General features: G+C 39.4%; 21 protein-coding genes. 14 read left to right on the top strand and 7 right to left on the bottom strand.

Annotation, left to right across the window (positions count from 1 at the left end; genetic code table 11):
* Positions 1-598 precede the first annotated feature (598 nt).
* Genes BM291_RS22545 through BM291_RS18830 form a run of 4 tightly spaced genes read left to right on the top strand, consistent with a single transcriptional unit; the run spans position 599 to position 2,530 of the window.
* Entirely contained in the window at positions 599-1,009 is a 411-nt protein-coding gene (locus BM291_RS22545) for a response regulator (protein ID WP_092900367.1), read from the top strand.
* A gap of 40 nt (positions 1,010-1,049) precedes the next feature.
* On the top strand, positions 1,050-1,484 hold the full coding sequence (locus BM291_RS18840) for a hypothetical protein (protein WP_139229142.1): 435 nt from the start codon (positions 1,050-1,052) through the stop codon (positions 1,482-1,484).
* A gap of 16 nt (positions 1,485-1,500) precedes the next feature.
* Positions 1,501-1,848, top strand: coding sequence for a hypothetical protein (locus BM291_RS18835; protein ID WP_092900358.1), 348 nt, complete (start codon positions 1,501-1,503; stop codon positions 1,846-1,848).
* Positions 1,829-2,530 carry a LytR/AlgR family response regulator transcription factor gene (locus tag BM291_RS18830; protein ID WP_092900357.1) on the top strand — a complete coding sequence of 234 codons (702 nt, stop codon included), beginning with the start codon at positions 1,829-1,831 and terminating at the stop codon, positions 2,528-2,530. The genes BM291_RS18835 and BM291_RS18830 overlap by 20 nt, the downstream gene beginning before the upstream one ends.
* 99 nt (positions 2,531-2,629) lie before the next feature.
* Here BM291_RS18830 and BM291_RS18825 read toward each other — a convergent pair whose 3' ends face one another.
* Complete coding sequence (locus BM291_RS18825; protein WP_092900355.1) at positions 2,630-3,208, bottom strand: class I SAM-dependent methyltransferase; 579 nt, start codon at positions 3,206-3,208, stop codon at positions 2,630-2,632.
* A gap of 78 nt (positions 3,209-3,286) precedes the next feature.
* Between BM291_RS18825 and BM291_RS18820 the strand changes: the two genes are divergently transcribed.
* Positions 3,287-3,769 (top strand): thermonuclease family protein, encoded by a 483-nt coding sequence (locus BM291_RS18820; protein ID WP_092900353.1) that lies wholly within the window; start codon positions 3,287-3,289, stop codon positions 3,767-3,769.
* A gap of 99 nt (positions 3,770-3,868) precedes the next feature.
* Here the strand turns inward: BM291_RS18820 and BM291_RS18815 are convergent, their stop codons facing one another.
* Positions 3,869-4,981, bottom strand: a complete 1,113-nt coding sequence (locus BM291_RS18815; RefSeq protein ID WP_245786915.1) for an SGNH/GDSL hydrolase family protein — start codon at positions 4,979-4,981, stop codon at positions 3,869-3,871.
* 212 nt (positions 4,982-5,193) lie between these two features.
* Here BM291_RS18815 and BM291_RS18810 point away from each other — a divergent pair, with 212 nt between their 5' ends.
* The 7 genes from BM291_RS18810 (at position 5,194) to BM291_RS18780 (ending at position 14,768) form a co-directional block, all read left to right on the top strand.
* Entirely contained in the window at positions 5,194-8,199 is a 3,006-nt protein-coding gene (locus BM291_RS18810) for a PVC-type heme-binding CxxCH protein (protein ID WP_092900352.1), read from the top strand.
* Between the two features lie 71 nt (positions 8,200-8,270).
* A complete protein-coding gene (locus tag BM291_RS18805) occupies positions 8,271-9,155 on the top strand; it encodes a hypothetical protein (RefSeq protein WP_092900337.1) in 885 nt (294 codons plus the stop codon).
* The gene (gene bla, locus BM291_RS18800; RefSeq protein WP_092900335.1) at positions 9,152-9,886 is read left to right on the top strand and encodes a subclass B1 metallo-beta-lactamase; all 735 of its coding nucleotides are present in this window, start codon (positions 9,152-9,154) and stop codon (positions 9,884-9,886) included. The genes BM291_RS18805 and bla overlap by 4 nt, the downstream gene beginning before the upstream one ends.
* Positions 9,887-10,118: 232 nt before the next feature.
* Entirely contained in the window at positions 10,119-11,339 is a 1,221-nt protein-coding gene (locus tag BM291_RS18795; protein WP_139229141.1) for a hypothetical protein, read from the top strand.
* A gap of 143 nt (positions 11,340-11,482) precedes the next feature.
* Positions 11,483-12,205, top strand: a complete 723-nt coding sequence (locus BM291_RS18790) for a 3-ketoacyl-ACP reductase (protein ID WP_092900310.1) — start codon at positions 11,483-11,485, stop codon at positions 12,203-12,205.
* A gap of 102 nt (positions 12,206-12,307) precedes the next feature.
* Positions 12,308-13,222, top strand: a complete 915-nt coding sequence (locus BM291_RS18785; RefSeq protein ID WP_092900308.1) for an NAD(P)/FAD-dependent oxidoreductase — start codon at positions 12,308-12,310, stop codon at positions 13,220-13,222.
* 337 nt (positions 13,223-13,559) lie between these two features.
* On the top strand, positions 13,560-14,768 hold the full coding sequence (locus BM291_RS18780; RefSeq protein WP_092900305.1) for a hypothetical protein: 1,209 nt from the start codon (positions 13,560-13,562) through the stop codon (positions 14,766-14,768).
* Positions 14,769-14,886: 118 nt separating this feature from the next.
* Here the strand turns inward: BM291_RS18780 and BM291_RS18775 are convergent, their stop codons facing one another.
* Entirely contained in the window at positions 14,887-15,999 is a 1,113-nt protein-coding gene (locus BM291_RS18775) for an endo-1,4-beta-xylanase (RefSeq protein WP_092900303.1), read from the bottom strand.
* A 194-nt stretch (positions 16,000-16,193) separates the two neighbouring features.
* On the opposite strand from BM291_RS18775, the gene BM291_RS18770 reads away from it, so the two are divergent.
* Together BM291_RS18770 and BM291_RS18765 are read left to right on the top strand one after the other, a co-directional pair.
* Positions 16,194-17,486, top strand: coding sequence for a parallel beta-helix domain-containing protein (locus BM291_RS18770; protein WP_092900300.1), 1,293 nt, complete (start codon positions 16,194-16,196; stop codon positions 17,484-17,486).
* Positions 17,486-18,577, top strand: coding sequence for an SO2930 family diheme c-type cytochrome (locus BM291_RS18765; RefSeq protein ID WP_092900298.1), 1,092 nt, complete (start codon positions 17,486-17,488; stop codon positions 18,575-18,577). Before BM291_RS18770 ends, BM291_RS18765 begins: the two co-directional genes overlap by 1 nt.
* Before the next feature lie 214 nt (positions 18,578-18,791).
* Here BM291_RS18765 and BM291_RS18760 read toward each other — a convergent pair whose 3' ends face one another.
* The 4 genes from BM291_RS18760 to BM291_RS18745 are packed head-to-tail and all read right to left on the bottom strand — an operon-like array spanning position 18,792 to position 22,404.
* The gene (locus tag BM291_RS18760; protein ID WP_092900296.1) at positions 18,792-19,388 is read right to left on the bottom strand and encodes a porin family protein; all 597 of its coding nucleotides are present in this window, start codon (positions 19,386-19,388) and stop codon (positions 18,792-18,794) included.
* A gap of 58 nt (positions 19,389-19,446) precedes the next feature.
* Positions 19,447-20,529: an alanine racemase gene (locus BM291_RS18755; protein ID WP_092900294.1), complete on the bottom strand. Its 1,083-nt coding sequence runs from the start codon at positions 20,527-20,529 to the stop codon at positions 19,447-19,449.
* A 1-nt stretch (position 20,530) separates the two neighbouring features.
* Complete coding sequence (locus tag BM291_RS18750) at positions 20,531-20,971, bottom strand: GNAT family N-acetyltransferase (protein ID WP_092900292.1); 441 nt, start codon at positions 20,969-20,971, stop codon at positions 20,531-20,533.
* A complete protein-coding gene (locus BM291_RS18745) occupies positions 20,968-22,404 on the bottom strand; it encodes a sodium:solute symporter family protein (protein ID WP_092900290.1) in 1,437 nt (478 codons plus the stop codon). The genes BM291_RS18750 and BM291_RS18745 overlap by 4 nt, the downstream gene beginning before the upstream one ends.
* Between the last annotated feature and the right edge of the window lie 145 nt (positions 22,405-22,549).

Here is a 22,549-nt window from a genome sequence, read left to right as displayed (position 1 = left end):
AACATACGTTTATTTGAAAGTGTACCAGAGGTTCGAATCCGCATTTTTACCGTTTATCCCAAAATTCCAAATAATCTTCGGTGTGGAAAAATCGAGACCTACTCTATTTTCAAATTATAAAATACTGTTAATCAGTACATAATAAGCAACAATTCGAATCCCTCTTCCTCTGCATAGCGCTAAAGTTTAACGACTTTAGCGCTTTTTTTATGCCTTTTTTGTGATGGACAGCCCGCTCTAACTTTTTACTGAAAAAAAATCTCCTTCCTAGGACACAGGATTTAATCAGTTTGAAGCTCTCAACTTTTCAAATCATTAACATCTCCCATTGATGCAAGTAAGTCATCCTTCAACTGAAGCATTGAACGTAAGACCGACTTCAAACATTCTAATACTGATGTTTCCAATGCAGTTATTATAAGTTCGATCTACTAAAAGGCTAGACTACTTTTCATTATTAAGGGCCCATAGTAGATTTTCGCACTCAGCAAAGATTAGTTCCTCGACAGATTCCTGCAATTCATCGATAGGTAATCAGCCCTCAACTGCTTTTTTAATTTTTTGTATCGAAAAGCCCCGACATTTATAAAAAAACAAGTTGCAGATTTTACTAATAGAAGATGATTTACTCGAACAAGCCAGATTTAGTCAAACACTAGCACTCCTGCACTTTGAGATCATAATAATTCACGCTGAGGATGGACAGGAAGCATTAGACATCCTAACAACAGCTAAAACTCTCCCGAATTTGATTTTGCTCGACCTCAATATGCCGAGGCTTAATGGAATTGAATTCCTTAAAAAAATAAGAACAATGCCCAACTTAAAATTAATACCAGTGGTAGTATTCAGTACCTCTACTAATCTATCAGACATTAATTCCTGCTATGAATTGGGAATAGCAAGTTTTATTCAAAAGCCATTCGATCACAAACTATATAAAGAAACTGTAAAATCTTTGATTAACTATTGGAGTATAAGAACACTTCACACAATAACACCTAAGTAGAAGAGTAAGTTGTTTAACACCCAAGCCTTGCCCCATTATAATGACTTTAAAACCAATCACTAGTATGGTCAATACACATGACATATATACATCTTTTGCACTTCTAGATAACGAAGAGCAAATTATTGATAGCTACGAATTTTTGAAAAGCTTGATAATTGATTTGGAGGGGCAAGGCACTATTCGTTTTAAGCTAAACACCACTTTGCCATTCATTAAAGGCAACCCAAGCTATATAAAGAAGACTTTCAAACAGTTCTTGGCTCAAGTATCTAATAAGCTACAAGAGGAAACTGGAACAATTGAGATCATACATATAAGAGATCGCAACTCATGGATCTTCGGCTTATTAATTCAGAATATAACGGCTGGACAGATGAGTGAAAAAATAAATAAAAAACACATTGTATCAAAATTCAAACTTATCATTTCTAAGAAAGCAAACATGCAATTCGACACCTTTCTACCAGAATAAAATCTACTGTAAACAAATGGAACGTCCTTCACTCAAGTATCTTAAGACCCTATCTAACGGCAATGAAAAATTTGAAGTGAAGATACTTCGGGTTTTAATCACCGAACTTCCGGAGGAATTAGATAATTACAAGAAGGCGCTGAAAGCAGAAAATTATTTTTGGGCAGCAGAAATAGTCCATAAAATCAATCACAAAATTGCCTTTTTTCAAATGGAGCAAGGTTTTGTACTAGCAAACCAGCATGAATTAGATTTAAGAGATGGAAAACTAAATAATCAAGAAGAATTTCTGGAAATCGTCACAAAAATTCTTAAATTTCTCCCAGAATATCCGGAGGAACCACATGAACTGCATTGTAGTTGACGACGAGAGTGTGTCAAGAGAAATTTTAACTTTTTTATGCAACCAAGAACCTAATCTTGAGGTGGTGGGCGCTTTTAACAATGCAATGGATGCATTTATTTTTCTTAACAAGGAACAAGTGGATTTGATTTTTCTAGACGTGCACATGCCAGGCTTTTCTGGATTTGATTTCTTACAGACCCTAAAAAGTTCTTCACAAATTATATTAACCACTTCCGATAAAGAATCCGCCCTAAAAGCCTTTGATTACGAGAACATTGCTGCCTTTCTAATAAAACCTATAGATCCTGACAGATTTAAAAAGGCCATTTTAAAAGTGGAAAAAATACTGAGCATTTCCCCTAGCGAAACCATAACAAACTCAAAAGGCACCAGTCAATTTTATATCAATATTGACAAACGGTTGATCAAACTTAATTCTAAGGATGTAAATATGATCGAAGCTAAAGGTGACTATGTTTTGATTCACCTCGAAGACAAAGAATATAGAGTTCATACAACCCTTTCAAAAATTAAAGCTAAACTTCCTACTGAATTCTTTTTCCAGGTTCATAGATCATATATTATCAACCTTAGCAAAATAATAGACATACAGGACAACACAATTCTGATTCAAAAATTTGTTATTCCAATTAGTAGATCCAGACGTTCAGAATTAATGAACAAACTAAATCTTATATAAAAGAGTGATTGCAACATTCAAGCTAACGGTATTCTTTTTTAATCTCATATAATACTTGCCGCATGTTCCTTAAGACTGGAATAAAACTACAAAGGTCATTCATTCAACTTTTTCCCAAAACCTCAATTTATCTTTGTTGCTTGATTTGATTAGCAAATAGCTGGCTGGTATCTCAGTAGCTTCGCCGCAATAGGTCACGATTCTGGTACCAACAGGCAATCTTTTAAACTTTTCGCTGAGTAAGGCTATATAAGAATGGTACAGTTCTAGGTCGACACGATTTTCCTTATCCAGTTTGTCCTTGAGATTGATATTTTCTTCAAAGGAATTGAAGAAATAAAAGGCGTCAAATGCGCCAAAATCAAGATTATTCAAATCATCATGAATAAATTCCAGATTTTGAAGCTGAAATTTTACAGCTAGTTTTCTAGAAATCTGAATAAGATTCTCACGCTGCTCCACTCCAGTTATCTTAGCATCTACATGCGCCGCAGCGATTAAACAAAATTTACCAGCACCAGAACCTAAATCCAAGATGGATTTGCTCTCTGCTCCGCACAAAAAAAACATAGCTTTCTTCGCTACATCCACTGGTGTCCAGTGTGTCCCGGAAAGTTTTTTAATTTTTACAGGATAAAGTGAATCAAACTCTTCATCCTTCATTTCTCTCAATTCCATAGCAAAAGCCTAAAAGATGCTGAATCCGTAAGCATATCTTAAAATTAAAACCTTCCTTAGTATACCAAACCTAGAGAAATGAACAAGCTCCTAAAAACCTATCTGGTTTTTATTTTTACACTTATTACAATTTCCGCAACTGCACAGCAGCAAACTGAGCTTTTGAAAATTTCAAAATTCGTAGATGGAGACACTTTTTGGGTGATAAATGAGGATGGCACAAATGAGAAAATAAGGTTGATCGGGATAGATACACCAGAAGCTAGAAGGACGGGAAGGACAGAAATTGAATACTTCGGAAAGGAAGCCTCAGCTTATGTGAAGGCGCTTCTCATAGGTAAAAGAGTAAGGCTCGTTTATGATGTTGGGAGATATGACCGTTACAAAAGAACTTTGGCCTATGTTTATTTGGAAGATGGCAGGTTTTTAAATGCCTTGTTGGTACAAGACGGTTATGCTACAGCAGCTACTTTTCCTCCAAATGTCAAGTATGCAGAATATTTCAAAAAACTTGAAAAAGAAGCCCGTAGTCGAAAGGCAGGAATGTGGGCAATAGACTGATTCATATTTGAATAGGCATACTAGCAGAAACCCATTTAAACCGAATAAAAGCACTGATCGTCAGGATATTAAAAACCAATCATATGCACCTGTAGACTTCTACTTCCTTGCCTGTTTCCCAAAAATCTCTTTTAATTTTTTAGCATAAGCCGAAGCATACTTTGCCATCCCCAAATCTGTCGGGTGTGTGCCATCTACGAAGTCGTCTGTCCCCAAGCCAATTTCTTCTTTGGTTAAGGTGTATAGCCCCGTCACTCCTCGCTCATTTAACTGCCCAAAACTTTCCTGAAGCCAAGCATTCAGGTTTTCATAGATTTCCGCTCTTGGCTCATAGACCAAACCATCTGAGTACCCTGCATGCTCAGTTAATAAAATCGGTGTATCAGGATATTTAGCACGAAGTGTGGTTACGGCATATCTGATCTTTTCTTTTATATCATCTGAACTAAATCCAGCTCCTGGGCCTAGATTTGGCAGACAGTCTAAGATGAAAATTGCAGGATCGATTTGAGAGACGTATTCTATCACTTCTGTCTCCATTCTTCCATTTCCTGAAAAAGCCAAATTGATCATCGGCATATTCATTTCCCTTGCCACAATATTTGTCCAAGCCATACCTGGCCTCGAAGCACAGGCTCCTTGAGCTATGGAAGTACCATATACCAAAATTGGCTTTTCCGTTCTTTTCGGAGTGAATGCAAAACTTTTATCATCAGGCACTCCTATCTCCAAACCACTCAATCCATTATAAAGTGGTAGGAATAGCTGAAATTCTTTTGGCGATCCTGATTCACTATCTAACTGAAACTGGTAAGTCACCTTTTCGCCAAACTTGTAATTTCCTCTTACCCATAACAGTTTGCCCGAACCGTCTTTTACATACAGATCCACTCCACTCACACCTGTAGCGGGCATATGTGGCATTTCCAACCGAGTGGAAGTAGGGGTAAAAGAAACTTGTATTTCGGGACTATCTGAGGTGAAGCGTAGGGTAAGACCAGCAGTTTGTCTGGACAAATTCCACACTGGGGATCTGACGATATTTTCAGCAGAAGCAGGCAGACGATTAAATCCTATATCCTCCCAACCCCTGCCTTCCAACGCTTGAATCATCTCCGGGCTTTCACCATACCAGCGGATTTCCTGCGCGTTAGAAGCACTTGAGAAGAGAAATAAAAATAGTATTAGTGTAAGTTTAAAGGAATTGTTCATTCTATAAACATAAGATTTTGAGCGGAAAGAACGCATATTCACATAGCCATTTTTTCTTGGGATATAGGAAGAGTCAGCTTATCTGAAATAAACCCTACTTATTTGAAAGTGAACCAGCTAATCAACTACCTTTTATCCCTCATATATTCCCCTTTCATATCTTTTCCTTAATTTGATTTTTATATCTTAAAACCCTATTAACCTCCAATCCTATGTTTAAGAAATTTACTGTCCTCAGCCTGCTGGGGTTTTCACTTTTTTCCTGTGAAAAAAAACCTGAATTACTCACAGACGAACAATATTCTCAACTTACCGATGAGCAAAAACGATCTTCAGAGCACGCAATAGACGGAATCGTAATTGGAGATGAGCGACTAGAACTCACACTTTTTGCTTCCGAACCTATGATGTCAAACCCAACCAATATGGATATCGATGACCGTGGAAGGATTTGGATTGCAGAAGCATATAATTATAGAACAGCTTTAAATCCCCGCAATCCCACTAGAGCAGAGGGTGACAGAATCCTCATTATGGAGGATACAGACGGAGATGGCGTAGCTGATGAATCCAAAGTTTTCTACCAGGGCAATGATATCAATGCGGCCTTAGGTATCGCGGTCTTTGGAGACAAAGTTTATGTCTCTGTCAGTCCATATGTATATGTATTTACAGATGCAGATGGAGATGATGTTCCGGAGAAAAAAGAGATTTTATTCATGGGCGTAGGAGGAGTTCAGCATGATCATGGTATGCACTCCTTCACTTTTGGTCCTGACGGAAAATTGTATTTCAACTACGGAAATGCTGGTGAAGGTTTGCATCATGCAGACGGCACTCCGATTTTGGATCCACTGGGCAGACCAGTAAATAACAAAACTCAACCTTATAAAGAAGGAATGGTTTTCCGCATGAATCCTGATGGATCAGATGTGGAAGTGTTGGGCTGGAACTTTAGAAACAACTACGAAGTAGCGACAGATAGCTACGGTAGAATGTGGCAGTCCGACAACGATGATGATGGCAACCGAAGCACTCGGATCAACTACGTGATGGATTATGGCAACTATGGTTTCAAAGATGAATTCACTGGCGCCGATTGGAGAGCAAGGAGAATCAACATGGAGGATTCTGTTTATCAGCAGCATTGGCACTTGAATGATCCTGGTGTAGTTCCTAACCTCCTGCAAACTTACGCTGGATCACCTACAGGTATTTTGGTTTACGAGGGGAAATTACTTCCAGAAGAATATCAAAATCAGGTCATTCACTCTGACGCAGGTCCTAATATCGTAAGAGCCTATCCTACCGTGCCTTCAGGTGCGGGATTCAATGCGAAAATCATCAATCTTTTGGATGGGAATCCTAGAGACAATTGGTTTCGCCCTTCTGATGTAACTGTAGCCCCTGATGGCTCCCTCTTCATTTCAGATTGGTATGATCCAGGAGTAGGTGGTCATGCGATGGGAGATCAGGACAAAGGTAGAGTCTACAGACTCGCTCCAAAAGGTGTTGACTATAAAGTAAGCAAGCCAGATTACACCAGTATTTCTTCCTTGATCAATTTACTTCAAAGCCCAAATCGTGCTACTCACTTTAAAGCATTCATGGCTTTGGTAGAAAAAGGTGACGAGGCAAAAGATGCATTGGAGAAACTATTTACTGCAGGAGAAAGCCGAATGAGAGCCAGAGCATTTTGGGTACTAACCAAACTTTCCAATGGTAACGACTACATCAAAACTGCGTCAACAGATACGGATGAGAATATCCGGGTAGCTGCTATTCGAGCTTATAGAAATAACAAAATGAGTGATGTCTCCTTCTTACTACAAATGGCAGGTGATCAGTCGGCCCAAGTCCGAAGAGAAGTAGCATTGGCAATCCGCTACAAATCTAGTCCAGAAGTATGGCTGAAGCTTGTCGACGGTTATGAAAATGGAGATCGTTGGTATTTGGAGGCTTTGGGTATTGCAGCAGAAGGTTTTTGGGATGATTACTTGCCAAAATACCTAGAAGCAAGCGGTTCAGGATGGATGGAGAACCAAGTTGCGAAGGATATTGTGTGGAGATCAAGGGCTTCTAACACTTCTGAACTTTTGGGAAAAATCATCCTTACACAGCCAGGCAGAAACAATCAGGCCTATTATAGAGCTTTGGATTTCCAGTCACCTGCGTCCAAACACATCACACTGAAATCACTATTGGCAAATGCACCAGAAGAAGATCAGCTCATTATTTTAAGACAGATCAATTTTGATCAAGCCTCACCAGATCGTGATATTCTAGCACTTGCCAAACAAACAGCCGGAAGTATCGCGGATGACCGAGACTTTTTGGATGTAGTTAGCAAATATGGTTTGACTGATCAAAAGGTAAGACTGGAAAAGTTGATCTACCAATCAGACAACAACCAGCATTCTCAAATGGCTGCCAATAGTTTTGCTTCACTCTATGGCATGAATGATATCAAAAAGGCTTTTGCAGATTCTGATCAAGCAAAAGCTATATTATCCATGGAGAAATTTGGGACTATAGACAACGAGGATATGGCCAAACTATTGGCTGAGGTGTACACAGACGAATCAAAATCACTGGAAACACGAACTGCAGCTATGGAAGCTGCGAAAGGCTTCAATTCTGAGCCATACCTAATGGAGTTGGCAAAAGCAGATAAGATTCCTGCAGATATGCTACCGATAGCTCAGAAAATTCTTCTTTCTTCCTGGAATGGAAACATCCGATCTGAAGCCAATGAGAAATTTGGCAGCGCCACAGCCAAGCAATATGATATTGCCAAATTGGTTGCCGCAAGTGGATCGATAGAAAATGGAAAAACCATCGCTTCTAACTACTGCGTATCATGTCATAAAATCGGGAATGAAGGGATTGATTTTGGCCCAGGCCTAACAGAAATCGGCGATAAACTCTCCAAAGAAGGGCTTTTCAATGCCGTGATCAATCCATCCGAAGGTATGGGATTTGGCTACGAAACTCAACTCGTCAAAATGAAAGATGGTACTGAGTTTACTTGTATTGTCAATTCCAAGACGGAAAATGATCTGGTAGTGAAATTGGTCGGTTCAAGTGAGCAGAAAGTCTACAAACTTGTAGACGTAGAAAGCGTCACCCAACTTGACGAATCTTTGATGCCGAAGTTTCCACTTTCAGAAACTGAGCTAGTAGACTTGGTTAGCTATTTGGAGACATTGAGAAAGTAAACAATAAATTGCCTGCACTAGATGTCAACAAGTGATATTGGTGCAGGCAAATCTGTATTTTTACTGACTATATGCCAAAACCTTTCAGCTTCCCGATCCATACTTGTGTGACTGGAAATCCTGTCACTTATTGTGAAGAAATAATTCCCGAAGTTTTTCAATATCCTTTTTTTAATCAAGGAGTCTCAGCAACTCGAAAACCACTCAATGATCGAAAATCCTCTATTCTAGGAGACATCACTGCTCCAACAGAAGAAGAATTACTGCCCATTAGAGGCTTTATCTTCCATACTTCTCACTGTGGTTCCACTTTGCTAGGAAGAATGCTTGGCTCATCGTCACAAGTAAGAATGATTTCAGAACCAGAATCAATCAATGGGCTTCTGCTTTCTTATCTGCTAAATCAACTTCCTGAAGCGCAAATCCTCACCCAATTAAAGCAAATTATTGAGGCATACCGGATTCCGGGAGATGGCAAAAAGTCTATAGTTTTTAAATTAACTTCTTGGAATGTATTCTTGATTCATCTCTTCCAGAAGCTTTATCCAAATACGCCTTGGATGTATATAGATAGGAATTCAGAGAATCTTGTAAAGACGCTGAAAAATAAAGATGGTGGCTTTATTGAATGGTGGCATCATCCTGTGGATATGTTGAGAAAACATTTTGTAGATAACTCTTCAAGCAGTGTCGATTTTGAAAGTTACCTGCGAAGCATTGTAGCCGGACATAGAAAAAGTGCTGTTAAGGCCCAAAATGGAAATGAGTTGTTTGTTCTGTATCCTGATTTCCTTAATTCAATCCCCCAAATCTTGGCACATTTTCAGCTTTCATTTTCTGAAGAGGAATTGGAAAAATCGCTAGCCTTTCAACGGTATAATTCAAAAGAATTTGAACCTGTTCTCTTCGAGTACTCGGCAGAACATTCTCCAAAACCTTTTCAAACATCAGTATGAAACACATCATTTCCAGCTTAATCATTTCAATTTCACTTTGGACGAATATTTCATTTGCACAAGAATTACTTTACAAAACCGAAACGCTTGAGATCGAGCAAATCAGTCCAAATACTTTTGTGCATGTCAGCTACCTAAATACAAACGATTTTGGAAAAGTGGCTTGTAACGGAATGATCGTCATGAATGAAGGTGAGGCACTAGTTTTTGACACTCCAGCAAGTGATGAAGCTAGTTTAGAATTGATAAACTGGCTTGAAAACTATCAAAAAGTAAAAGTGAAAGCAGTTGTCGCTACACATTTCCATTGGGATTGCCTAGGCGGACTAAATGAATTTCATGCGAAAGGAATCCCTTCTTACGCTTCTGACAAGACTATAGCTTTGGCCCGAGCTGCAGGTTATCCACTTCCAGAAAATGGTTTCAAAAAGAAGATGTCTTTGGAGGCTGGAAACATAAAAGTAACCAACCAGTTCTTCGGAGAAGGACATACCAAGGATAATTTCGTGGCTTATGTTCCTTCGGATAAAATCATTTTCGGCGGATGCATGATCAAAGCTCTTGGCGTAGGAAATGGCAATCTGGAAGATGCAAATGTGACAGCGTGGCCTGCAACTGTGCGGAATGTAAAATCAACATTTCCTGAGACACTCATCGTTATTCCCGGTCATGGAAAAATTGGTGGCACGGAGCTCTTGGATTATACGATTGAGATGTTTTCTACAAAGTAGAATCAGTTTGACAGTATCTACTAAAGTATTTTTACAATTACGTTATCAATTGATATTTAACTAGATAGAATTTTTTAGACTATCTCTACTTCACAATTTTTCCTGTTGATTTAGTTTAAATCCCCAGAATAACATTGGCTCTGAGCAAACTTTATCAAAAGGACGTCGTATGATTACTGTATTAGTTTATTTATGCAAAACTAAAGTCAACCAAACTCCTAATCCCTACCCTATGAGAAAATTGCTCCTACTGCTCTGCATGCCATTTCTATTTTCTTGTGTTGAGGATGACAAACCTGATTCGGTCGTCAAAGAAACTTTCTCTGTCACAGCTGCTTCTAATTATTTCGGAAAATACGATGAAGCCTACATCATCCTTCATGATCTAGACGGAAAACCTTTAGAATTCAAGCAAATCCATGATGGCGAAACAATTGAATTCCAAGTGGATAAAAGCAAAAAGTATCATGTTACCGAATACAAAACGGACGACTCTTCAGGTAAGCACAACTCATTTCTATATACTCATCTGAATCAAGAACTGACAGAAAATTTAATTCTTTCGACAAATTCTTCAGGTGTGGTCGAATATGCACCCAATCCCGTTGGTGAATTCGAAGTGAATGTCAAGAATTCAGAACCTATTTATTCTCTTATTTCCGCAAAAGGTTATGCCTCCACTTACAATGAATCTGCCCAATCGGTTAACAATACAATGAAATACTTCTCAGGGGTAGATCGGTATCTGGTAGTTGCAGCTAACAAATCTGGCCATAATCGTTATCAATTCATAGATAGCCCTGAATTAGATAAAACTTATAGTTTAAACTATGAAACCATGACTGAGTTTGAGCACGTCCTGAAACTTTCTACATCTGACTACGCCTCTCTCGCATATATGATTACCAGTGTCAATCCAGAGTCAGCCAAAAACTCACCCGAATTTATTATTAAACCTGATTTCTGGGATTTCAACTCAACTGATTTTTATGAAATAGGCTTTATCAGTGACATTGATAACTATATCACTTTTATCGGAGGAAAGAAGAATCCTAATTCTAAAACACAATTTTCTTATAGAAAGCTTGGAACTGCCCCCAGTGAAATTCATGTTTTAGACATTGATGAAATTCTGGTCCCAAAATCAAAGATTTCTGATTTTGAAGTTGAAACTGTAGTTGCTGAAGTAACTTATACATCGTTCTTTACTTCACCTCTAAGCTATCTTAATGGAACTGATTTCCAGTTTCTACTATGGACGGTAATATCAGGTAATACAACAAAGTTTGCTCTCGAATTACCTGAAGAATTGAAAGCAGCAAATAAGCTGATTACAAACCTAGATGAACTAAGATTAAGCAGCGTTTCAATTTCGAAATCCATGTATGAGAAGAAATCTGTAGATGACCAGCTTTATGAGCTAGCGGAAGTATCTCAAACTTTCGAATACTAAGATTTTATCTTTTGAAACTCTTCTTTTCTGCGCAAGTCAGAAAAGAAGAGTTTTTACTTTTTAGGCCTATAAAGAATTAACCAACCTTAGGAACTCAAATCTCTGCCAGCTGTTTTCTGTCTAATAACTACCAACACAAAACTATGGAATCACTACAAGGAAAAACCGCGCTCATCACAGGCGCAGGAAAAGGATTAGGCAAAGCAATCGCCGAAGCATTGGCCAAAGAAGGCGTTCATCTCGCACTTTTATCCAGAACAGAATCAGATCTGCTAGCGGTCAAAGAAATCGTAGCAGGAATCGACTCCTCACTGAAAGTAAGCTATGCCGTTGCAGATCAGTCTGACTTCTCAAGCATCAAAACTGCAATCGCTTCCTTGATCTCAGAGGTTGGCGTACCTGATATTTTGGTCAATAATGCCGGTGTTGGGAAGTTTGGGAAATTCCTCGATTTGGAAGTTTCCGAATGGGAAAACATCATCAAAGTCAACCTGCTTGGCGTGTATTATGTCATTCACGAAGTCCTTCCAGGAATGCTTGAGCGCAAATCTGGCGATATCGTAAATGTTTCCTCCACAGCTGGCCAAAAGGGAAATGCGATAACAAGTGCATACAGTGCATCCAAATTTGGATTAAATGGCCTAACCGAATCGTTGATGATGGAAGTTCGAAAATCAGATATTCGTGTTTTCAGCATGACTCCTAGCACAATTGCCACTGACTTAGCTATCGGAAATAACCTGACAGATGGCAATCCAGATACAGTACTGCAACCGGAGGATTTTGCAGAATTGTTGGTTTCCCACTTGAAATTACCGAAAAGAGCTTTGGTGAAAAACGTGGAGTTCTGGTCTACAAATCCATAGTAGATTCACAATTTTAATTACCAATTTCGAAGCAATCATTTATGCAATACTGTTGCATAAATGATTGCTTTTTTTACCTTTGCCCAACTAACCCATCTAACCATGCATCCAAGCGAATTTGATGTAATCATTATTGGCGGAAGCTACGCCGGACTTTCAGCGGCCATGGCTCTGGGCAGATCTTTGCGGAAAGTATTGGTCATTGACGGGGGGAAACCCTGCAATAGACAAACTCCACATTCCCATAATTTTTTGACGCAAGACGGAAAAACTCCTGCAGAGATTTCCACTATAGCTAGAAAGCAAGTGGAGCAATACGACACCATAACTTTCCTTTCAGGATTTGCCGTCAAAGGAAAAAAGACCGAATCTGGCTTTGAAATCGAAACTGAGAAAGGAGAAGTATTTCAAGGTAAAAAACTGATTTTCGCCACCGGAGTAAAGGACATTATGCCCAAAATCCCAGGCTTCACTGAATGCTGGGGAATATCAGTAATCCACTGCCCCTATTGCCATGGTTACGAAGTGAGAAATCAGAAAACAGGGATCATGGCCAATGGAGATTTTGGCTACGAATTCGGAAAACTGATCACAAATTGGACTGAAGATTTAACGATTTTCACTAATGGAAAATCAACTTTGACAGATGAGCAAACTGGTAAATTGTCAGTAAAAGGAGTACGAATCATCGAAACTGAGATTGAAAAAATTGAGCATAAAATCGGAAAACTTGAACAGCTAATACTTAAAGATGGGGCTCAAATCGCATTGAAAGCTTTGTATGCGAAGGCTGACTTTGTACAAAGTTCAGATATTCCAGTATCTCTAGGAATTGAATTAACTGAGCACGGTCATATTAAAGTTGACACTATGCAAAAGACAAGCATCCCAGGAGTTTACGCTTGTGGAGACAATAGCACTCAATTTCGATCAGTATCATTTGCCGTATCCACAGGCACTATGGCTGGAGCGGCATGTAATAAGGAATTGATCGAAGAGGAGTTTAGAGATATTTAATGTTGCTCAAATCTGGAAACAATAGATGATAACTTTTCAAATGAATTCGCTGACGTGAATTAGCACCTTGAATTCAGAAATCGACATGCTACAGATTAAGCCCATCATTTAAGTAAAGGAAAAAAAGGTCATCCTATTAGTGAGGAAAAGAAATGACTAAAAAACAATTTACGCTGATCACGGGCCTAGGAGAAGTGCTAGTAGAAACCATGCACTGGTTTACTAAACCTTTTTAATGAAAACATGGATTCAGCGCTAGACCAAAATTCGTTGAAATAAGTTGTTGGATTATATGACTGGTATTTGTAAACATCAATCGAACTACTACTTTCGTAGGATGAGAAAATCACTGTTACTAATAGCTTGTCTGTCTTTTCTGTTTTCCTGCGTCGAAGATGAGAATCCTAGTTCCCAAAGCTCAGATATCTTTAAAGTGACATCTGTTAATTTCATAGCCGAAAATGAAACATACTTTGCCATAATCCACGATTCAACGGGTCTTGCATTAGATTATGGCCAGCTTTTTAATGGAAAAAGTGTGGAGTTTGTGGTGGATAAAAGCAAAAAGCATCATGTCTCTACCTTCATGATCAGAGAAGAACAATATGGCCACAAGGAATACATGAGCACTTTTACAAATCAAGATTTGACATTCGATATGGTTTTGGAATATAGCCCATCTACAACAGGCAGTCCAATTGGTACCTTCGAAGTAATAGTAACAGATGATGAACCTGTAGGCGCTTATGTGACGGCACAAGGAAACATGTCCGATTATTCCGTTTATACAAATACCTTCAATCAGTCCTCGAATTTATTTGCGGAAGAAAATCGCTATTTGGTGGTTGCAAACGGGAGTGGGAATAGAAGGTATTTGTACCTAGACAATCCCAAAAAGGATAACAGCTATACTATAGAATATTCAAAAATGAAGGAGTTCGAAACTGTTTTTGAAATTCCTAAATCTGACTATTCACAGTTTGGGTACAATATCATAAGTATGGAAAATAGAAATGGACAGTATTATTCAAAATATATTTTAGCCACTGGCAGTCAATACAATAATAAGATTGGCAGCTACAAATTAGAGTACATTGATGCCATCTCAACATATTCTACTATTATCCAAGGACGCAAAGCTTCAAACCCTAAAACTACATTTGTTTACTCAAAATTTGGAAGCCCTGTTACTAATATGATTTTATTGGATGTTGACGAGATAATTATCACTAAAGATAAAATTTCAGACTTTCAATTTGGGACAAAGGTTGATGGTGCACTTTATAGTGCTGGCTTTCTTTCTTCCAAAAATATATCAGATGGACAACCAACTTCCCCATTTTTTAGCTGGAGTATTAATGGGACTGACTCCGAATTTTCATTAACAATACCAGAAGGTTTGAAGGCATCATATCCTTTTTTCTTGTCTGATCTATCTCATTTGTATTTAAGTAATACAGCAATCAGAAAGACTTTAAAAGAATCAAATGTATTAGGTGTGAGGGAAAATGAAACTACTATTGTTTCCCAATGGCATAATGACTAATTAATCTTAATGAAATGCTCACGATTTTGAGGAAATGATCGATATATCTATTTTTCAAAACTTCAGAACTGATGACTCTAGGTAAGACGCTTTCCTGAGTTAGGAATCACTTTAACTTTCAGTCTTCAGCCACCTCACGTAATTTTTCAAATATCCCCTCTTTCAACTTCAAATCCCGATCAAAAAGTAAAGGATAATTGGTGCGTCCACGAACAGGAAAGTTATTCAACCAACTTCTACCATCGTGTAAGCCCCATAAAGTCACTCTGCTGATTTTGTCTTTGTGCTTATGGAAGAGCTGAAAAAGATCCGCATATCGCTGAGCAAGTTTGGCTTCAGCTTCAGCTGAAATTCCATTTACAAAAGGATTGTATTCCGGTGAATTCGCAAAGTTGATATTCAAATCAGCTCCTTGCGCATTATTAGGACGAGGAAGCACATCCACATCAAGCTCAGTAATCACGACCTTGAATCCAGCTTCAGCGATTTCTATAATCCCTTGCTCTATTTCCTCCAGTGTAGGACTTCCCAGCATGTAATGCCCTTGCATTCCAATGGCATCAACGCGAATTCCTTCCGATTTCATCTCCTTCGCCAGCTCCAAAATCCCTTTTCGCTTCGAAGCTTTCCACACATTGTAGTCATTGTAATAAAGTTCTGCATTAGGATCTACTTCATGTGCTTTGCGAAAAGCTGCTTTGATAAAATCCTTTCCCGCGACATTATACCACTTCGACTCCCTGAAACTCCCATCCTCGTTGAAAGCCTCATTGACAACGTCCCAGCCATCGATCTTTCCTTTGTAGCGACCAGCTACAACTGCTATATGATCTTCCATTTTGGAAATCAAGTCTTCTTTGTTCAGCATTTTTCCAGATTCATCTTCAAAAACCCAATTTGGGGTTTGCTGATGCCATACCAAGCAATGACCTATCGTAAAGGCTTTCATCTTTTCTCCCAAAGCCACATAGGCATCTCCAAATTCAAAGTCATACTCCTCTGGCTTTGGATGAACCTTCTCCCATTTCAGCCCATTCTCAGGACTCAAACTATTGAAATGCTCTGCTAGTACTGCTAATGCTTTTGGCTCCTTACCTGAAACCTGCTGCGCATTCACCGCCACTCCTATGTGGAAGCTATCTTTGAAAAGATCCTTGATACCAATCTCTCTTGGTTTTTGAGCTGAAAAAAGAATGGTCAACAAAATAAACGTAAGGGATTTTCTTAGCATGATTGAATAAGTTTAGAAGGCATCGGCAAATTAGCAAAAAGAATATTTATATAATGAATTTCTAAAACAGAGGTTTTATAACTTGAATTATTACTTTTTAACAAAGTAAAATTCCATTATTTGACAAAAGTCAAGGCATTAAATTCCTCAAGCACTTAGCTTTGAAAACACAAATAAACCCAGGCATATACACTATGAAACAACTCAAATCCTTCGCTCTACTTTTAATTCCAATAATTGGATTTAGCTGTAGTAGTTCTTCTAACGAACAGACTTTTGACAGTTCGGTACTCCCTAGAATGAGTCAGGAACAGACAGAAAAAGTCATTGAGGATTTCATTATGGCAGAAGACGGAGCGACCATCCAAATTCCCGCTGGCTTTTATGAATTGAACACCCAGTTGATCCTTGACAACAAATCGAATATCATCATCCAAGGTGCTGGAATGAAGGAAACAGTCCTTTCATTCAAAAACTTAAAAACGGGAGGCGAAGGAATCAAATTGGTGGGAAACAACCTCACAATTCAGGATCTGACTGTGGAAGATGCACCTGGAGATGGCGTGAAAGCACAACATGTAGATGGAATTACTTTTCGCAGAATTAATGTCACTTGGACAAATGGTGATAAATCCAAAAACGGCACCTATGCGATTTACCCAGTTCAGTGCAAAAATGTGATGATAGATGAAGTAATCGCTTCTCACTCCCGGGATGCAGGAATCTATGTAGGCCAATCTGAAAATATCATTGTTAAAAACTCTCTTGCCTTCGGAAATGTGGCGGGAATCGAAATTGAGAACTGTGACAATGCAGAGGTTTTCAATAACGTAGCGCGTAATAACTCAGGCGGAATTCTTGTGTTTAACCTTCCAGGTTTGCCAAAATCAGATGGTGCAAAGACAAAAATATACGACAACGACATCATCGAAAACAACCATGAAAACTTTGCTACCGCACTCGGAGAAGGCCCAAATGGCAATACCGTAACCATGATTCCTCCTGGCTCCGGAGTGATTCTCTTGGCTGCCAAAGAGGTGGAAATCTACAACAACCGTATCCTTCGCAACAAAACGACAGGAGTAGCAATCGCGAGTTACCAAATCACAGGATTTCCAACTGATGCTCCAAACTGGTCTCCATACACTTCGGATATTTATGTCCACGACAATGAATATGACCGAACAAAAGGATTCCCGGATTTGAGCAGAGAGCTGGGACAATTGATCAGCATTTACAATGCGCATGGCAAAGCCAAGACCCAGGACATAATCTACGATGGCATTTGGGATGAGTCTATCAGCAAAGATGTAACTACTAACCCGATGAGAATTTGTCTTTCAGAAAAAGGCATGGAAGATCTGTTCTTCACGCGTTTTGACCTAACTGAAGGCGAGGATAACATCAAGGCTTTTGCGGATGCTTCTCCTTTTCAAAACTGTACCGTAACTGTAACTACAAACGTCAGCGCAATGGCTGGAATGTGATGTCAAAAAGTAAAATTTTCTGGGGGTTCAATCTATTACTCGCATTGGGGATTTTGACCTTTGCCTGTCAAAACAAACCTGCTAAAACTGAATCCAAAGAGGTCATTTTAAAAGAGGAAGTTGCATCAGGAGTTTTCCCGTACGGAAGACTGTCTACTTATGGGTTCTTCTCCGGGGAATTGAATCAATTAAACCCTAGCGACGAGGTAATCCTCTATAAACCTGCCTCCTCCTTATTCACAGATTATGCGCTAAAAAGCCGCTTTATCTTTTTTCCAGAAGGTAAAAAAGCGTCACTTACTTCCAATGAACTGAATTTTCCACAAGGCACTATTCTAATCAAGAACTTCTATTATCCAGTGGATTTCAGAAAGCCTGATGGCGCAAGAAGAATCATAGAAACCCGGTTGCTGATCAATGAGGATAATGGGTGGGTAGCCTATCCTTACATCTGGAATGACAGCCAGACCGAGGCAATTCTAAAAGTAGTAGGCGGAGAAATCGAAGTTTCATTTACCGATTATGAGGGTAAAGATCAGGTGATCAATTACATAGTGCCTAATAAAAATCAGTGTAAAACCTGTCATAACAAATCCGAAACCTTAGCGCCAATCGGCGTGAAAGTTCAGCACTTAAATAATGAGTTGGAATTCAAATCTGGTAAAATCAACCAATTAGCACACTGGACTGAGTTAGGTAAGTTGGAAGGTTTCGAAGGAGAAAAAGCACATCCTGCTATGATCAATTACGAGGACAAGAATCTTCCTCTGGACGATAGAGCGATGGCTTACTTAGACATCAATTGCTCCCATTGTCATAGCGCAGCTGGGCCTGCGAGTACCTCAGGCCTTTTTCTAACGTATGATCAAACTGACCCACTAAAACTAGGGGTAAACAAAATTCCAGTAGCAGCAGGAAATGGAGCTGGGACTTTTGACTTTGATATCGTGCCGGGCAAAGCAGATGAATCCATTATTACCCATCGCATGAATTCCACCGAAGTTGGGATCGCAATGCCTGAACTTGGCAGGACGACAGTCCATAAGGAGGGTGTTCAGCTGATTAAGGATTGGATAAACAGTATGAAATAGAAAATGCTGCCGAGATAAAGATTCGGCAGCATTCTCATAAAATTTTTTGTATCTCCACTTTTCAGGAAGGAAACCAGAGATCGAGATCAAAGCCTCCTAGGAGATGGTAAGAATGAATCATTTAGGTGCTTCGGTCACCCGTCATCGGTCTTCCGTCTGCTAAGTCAAGCAATTAAGCTCGCTGAAATCCTTGGGGATGAATATAATGTTTCTATTAGAAAGTAAATCCAGCAGACAATTTGAAACCTCTGTTATATACATCGGCGTCGCTGTCTTTGAAAATCGGTGTAAATCCGTAATCATAAGAAGCTTGTACATTGAAACCTTTTGGAAGGTTATATCCAACACCAAGCACTAGACCAATGTCCGTTTCTTTGATTGCATCAGAATCATATGAAACTGTATTTCCGAAGAAATCACCTTCAAACTTTGAGCTCGCCAAGAATGAAATCTGAGGTCCAGCGAAGACATTAAATCCCTCTCCAGGATACATTCTAAAAAGCACCGGAATATCCACATAATTCAGAATTGCTCTGCTATTTGCGAAGTCGTCGTTTTGCGTTCCTTTGACAGAATAGTAAACTCCTGGCTCCAAAGCCAAACGATCCGTCATAAACAACATGGTGTATCCACCCACGTGAAATCCTACCCTATTAGTGTATGCATTTTCTGAGACATCGTCACCACCAAAGTTGAAAAGGCTGGCTCCACCTCTTACTCCAAATCCTCCTGGCTTATCAGCAGATAATTGGGCATGAGACAATTGGATTACTCCGAATCCAAGGGCAAGAAATAACATTACTTTTTTCATAGTCAAATACTAGTTGGTTTCCCTTCTGTATTCCCATGATCGTGCCAAATGCAATTACCTAGTCCAAGCGTTCGATTACTTTCTTGTCGATATAGTTCGAGTTGAGCAGGCTCAAAGCACCCATATATTTCATATCGAAATTCAGTGTATCTCCCACCTTGTAGTTGTTAGGGTTTTCCCCCAGATTGATGATCAGCATATCAGAACTGCCTCCAAGAATCTCATATTTCTCATCGCTAGGAATCAGATATTTTGGATCCACATCCAATAATCCAATGTCTATAATAGCCCTGAAAGAACTCTTTCCATAAAGGGATTCATCGATCTCCAGAGTTTCTCCTTGTGGGTTAGCAGCCAGATTACCAACAGGTAAAAGTGGCTTTTCCTGCATTTCTATGATCTCAGCATGCAATTCAAATACATCTCCATTCATGCCTTCAATCACTTTTTCTTCAAACAAATCAAGGCCAAAATATAAGGTCTCTCCTACTCGAAAATGATTGATACCCTTAGGCAATTGTTGAGTCAGCATCAATGGAATCGTCACTGAAGTTCCAGCAGAAACCCAAGGGATTTTCTTGTTGAATTTAAGCTCAATGATTTGCTTATAAAGTGAGAGTTGAATGAGCTTATCTGTAGATGGCATCACTCCATTTAGGCAATTCAAATTAGTACCAAGACCGATCACCTCTATGCTTGGTAGCTGGAAGATTTGGGAATAAAATTCCACCAATTGCTCTCCCATTACACCTTCACGAAGATCTCCTGTCTCGACCATAATGATGATCTTATGCTTCTTGCCTTGTTCTACAGCTTCCTGGCTAATCCATCGGATAGTTTCCAACTCACTATTCAAACTGACATCTGCAAACTGCACCATCTTACCAATGTTTCTTTTAGAAACAGGCTTGATATAAACAGTTTGGATTTCCGGCTTAAGTGATTTGACCATTGCCAAATTCGAAATCCTACTATCGTGGACTTCTTTTACGCCAAGATTGATAAGCTCTTGTAGAAAAAGTCTGTTGCCACAGAGTAGCTTAGACACAACTCCCCACGTAACATCATTATCTGTAAAAGTCTTCTTGAGAAACTCAAAGTTCTCCTTGAGCTTAGCTCTATTTAATGTCAGGTAAGCCATTTTACTTAGTCAACCTCATTTCAAGGTATTTGTTGGTAAAGCCGATACGCTCGTAAAGTTTCTTAGCAGGATTTTCTGGCTCCACATGCAAGGCAATAGACCCATTGGCCATTTTGATAGCCATTTCCATGATTTTCCCGCCAATACCTTTACCTCTTTGGTCTGCATCTACTGCGATATAAACCAATATATTTTCAGGGATATAGCCAGACATACCAGTCTTGTTCATGATAAGGGCTCCAAGAATTTTTCCATTCTCACGAGCCATCACGACAAAACCTCCAGCATGCATACTTTGATCCAAGGCATAATCCAGACACTTCATAATGTCCTCCTTAGGATCACCGTATTGTCCAAGGTGAAGAAAAAGGAAATCCGCAATCTCATTCTTTTGTAAATAAGTCGCGTTATCAATAGTTGATAGAGTTTCGAGTGTGATCATTTAGATATTAACTTTGAACTATAATTTTTTTCATAATAAATCACTGACACAAATGTCAGCAAAGAGAGCGTAAGCCCGAATAGATTGGCGTCCAAACCAAGTGGAAGCGAGACCTCAGATATAATCAATCCTGCAGTCAAGGAACCTCCAGCAATCATGGACGAAGTAGCTGCTTTGGCACTAGTCTGCCCGAAGAACAAACCTCCTATCACTGGCACAAATAGTCCAGAGACCATAAACGCATAGGAATATAACATCAAACTTAAAACTTCCGTCATCTGCCAGGCAATAATAATTGCCACGACTCCGATGGCTAAAGTCAGCAACTGTGAAATCCTCATCTCTTCTTTAAGAGATTTAGTAGTGTAATATTTCCCTATAATATCTGTGGTAAGGTTGCCTGAAGCTGCCATCAAGCAAGAATCTGCTGTAGAAAGAACTGCTGAGAAATAAGCCGACATCATCAAGCCCAAAATACCAGCTGGTAAGATCTGGCTTAGCAAAACAGGTAGTCCCATCTCAGGATCCATCGCTGTGGTGAAACCCTCCAGCGCACCTTGTTCAACTGCTACTCTGGATAGTAAACCCAAAGAAACTCCTAAAAGTGCCATTATGGGCCATTCAAATAGTCCTGCGATAAACCAAGCCTTCTTAGCTGACTGCACATCACGTGCGGCAAAGATCCGCTGATAAAGCGTCATCCCCACAAACCAGATTGGAATAATCGTGACCCCCCAGTTGGCTAGATCCTGCCAAGTAAGGTTGGAAAAAGAGAAAAACTCCTGAGGCAAGGTGCTTTGAATTCCTTCCCAGCCCCCTACAAAATTGTAGGAAATAGGAATCCCGATAAACATCAATCCAGCCATCAAGACAATCCACTGAATCGTATCGGTGTATATCACCGCTTTCAATCCTCCCATGACGGTATAAATCACCGCCACGGCTCCCATAATCAACAGCGCATAAGAAAGGTCAAGCTCTTCGAAAGTACCCGAGGCGAGCTTAGCACCAGCTAATAATTGTGAGGAAGTAAATCCTAAGTACCCTAGAAAGCAGATCACTGCTGCGACTTTGGCGGTAGTGGAATTGTATAGATGCCCGATGATCTGCGGGAAGGTAAAAAACTTAGCAAATGCTGGATCCGACTTAACTCGTGGAATCAACACTACTGCTGCGAGCCAAGCGCCCAAAAGTCCTGTAAAAAGCATCCAGGAACCAGACATTCCCATCACAAACCCAAGGCCACCCAGGCCAATCGAAAAACCTCCGCCTACGTCAGTCGCAACGACGGATAGCCCGATATGCCAAGGACCGATATTCCTTCCACCCACATAGTAATCCTCCTGATCTGAATTCTTTCTCATGTAAAAAAAACCCACTCCCAGCATAGCCAGCATGTAGGCGACAAAGATCCCCAGATCTAAATAACTCATATCTATTTTCTATTTGTAACAAAATCTTCTTAAAATATAATTTTTCAAAGTTACGCATAAAGGCTCGTATTCAAAATTTTATTGGGTTTTAAGGCCAGATTTGGCCACTGAGTGCAATTAGGAGTTAGAATAGTTCTAAAAATTA

The sequence above is a fragment of the Algoriphagus aquimarinus genome (genome assembly GCF_900112005.1).
Taxonomy (GTDB): Bacteria; Bacteroidota; Bacteroidia; order Cytophagales; family Cyclobacteriaceae; genus Algoriphagus; species Algoriphagus aquimarinus.
This window is presented reverse-complemented; position numbering and strand designations above follow the sequence as displayed.

Excerpts from the sequence above, each read along its gene's own strand:
- BM291_RS18755 (WP_092900294.1), bottom strand. The coding sequence starts at position 20,529 with ATGGCTTACCTGACATTAAATAGAGCTAAGCTCAAGGAGAACTTTGAG.
- BM291_RS18840 (WP_139229142.1), top strand. The coding sequence starts at position 1,050 with ATGACTTTAAAACCAATCACTAGTATGGTCAATACACATGACATATAT.
- BM291_RS18835 (WP_092900358.1), top strand. The coding sequence starts at position 1,501 with ATGGAACGTCCTTCACTCAAGTATCTTAAGACCCTATCTAACGGCAAT.
- BM291_RS18770 (WP_092900300.1), top strand. The coding sequence starts at position 16,194 with ATGAAACAACTCAAATCCTTCGCTCTACTTTTAATTCCAATAATTGGA.
- BM291_RS18780 (WP_092900305.1), top strand. The coding sequence starts at position 13,560 with ATGAGAAAATCACTGTTACTAATAGCTTGTCTGTCTTTTCTGTTTTCC.
- BM291_RS18785 (WP_092900308.1), top strand. The coding sequence starts at position 12,308 with ATGCATCCAAGCGAATTTGATGTAATCATTATTGGCGGAAGCTACGCC.
- BM291_RS18815 (WP_245786915.1), bottom strand. The coding sequence starts at position 4,981 with ATGAACAATTCCTTTAAACTTACACTAATACTATTTTTATTTCTCTTC.
- BM291_RS18830 (WP_092900357.1), top strand. The coding sequence starts at position 1,829 with ATGAACTGCATTGTAGTTGACGACGAGAGTGTGTCAAGAGAAATTTTA.
- BM291_RS18775 (WP_092900303.1), bottom strand. The coding sequence starts at position 15,999 with ATGCTAAGAAAATCCCTTACGTTTATTTTGTTGACCATTCTTTTTTCA.
- BM291_RS18765 (WP_092900298.1), top strand. The coding sequence starts at position 17,486 with ATGTCAAAAAGTAAAATTTTCTGGGGGTTCAATCTATTACTCGCATTG.
- BM291_RS18750 (WP_092900292.1), bottom strand. The coding sequence starts at position 20,971 with ATGATCACACTCGAAACTCTATCAACTATTGATAACGCGACTTATTTA.
- BM291_RS18745 (WP_092900290.1), bottom strand. The coding sequence starts at position 22,404 with ATGAGTTATTTAGATCTGGGGATCTTTGTCGCCTACATGCTGGCTATG.
- BM291_RS18820 (WP_092900353.1), top strand. The coding sequence starts at position 3,287 with ATGAACAAGCTCCTAAAAACCTATCTGGTTTTTATTTTTACACTTATT.
- BM291_RS18760 (WP_092900296.1), bottom strand. The coding sequence starts at position 19,388 with ATGAAAAAAGTAATGTTATTTCTTGCCCTTGGATTCGGAGTAATCCAA.
- BM291_RS18790 (WP_092900310.1), top strand. The coding sequence starts at position 11,483 with ATGGAATCACTACAAGGAAAAACCGCGCTCATCACAGGCGCAGGAAAA.
- bla (WP_092900335.1), top strand. The coding sequence starts at position 9,152 with ATGAAACACATCATTTCCAGCTTAATCATTTCAATTTCACTTTGGACG.
- BM291_RS18810 (WP_092900352.1), top strand. The coding sequence starts at position 5,194 with ATGTTTAAGAAATTTACTGTCCTCAGCCTGCTGGGGTTTTCACTTTTT.
- BM291_RS18805 (WP_092900337.1), top strand. The coding sequence starts at position 8,271 with ATGCCAAAACCTTTCAGCTTCCCGATCCATACTTGTGTGACTGGAAAT.
- BM291_RS18795 (WP_139229141.1), top strand. The coding sequence starts at position 10,119 with ATGAGAAAATTGCTCCTACTGCTCTGCATGCCATTTCTATTTTCTTGT.
- BM291_RS18825 (WP_092900355.1), bottom strand. The coding sequence starts at position 3,208 with ATGGAATTGAGAGAAATGAAGGATGAAGAGTTTGATTCACTTTATCCT.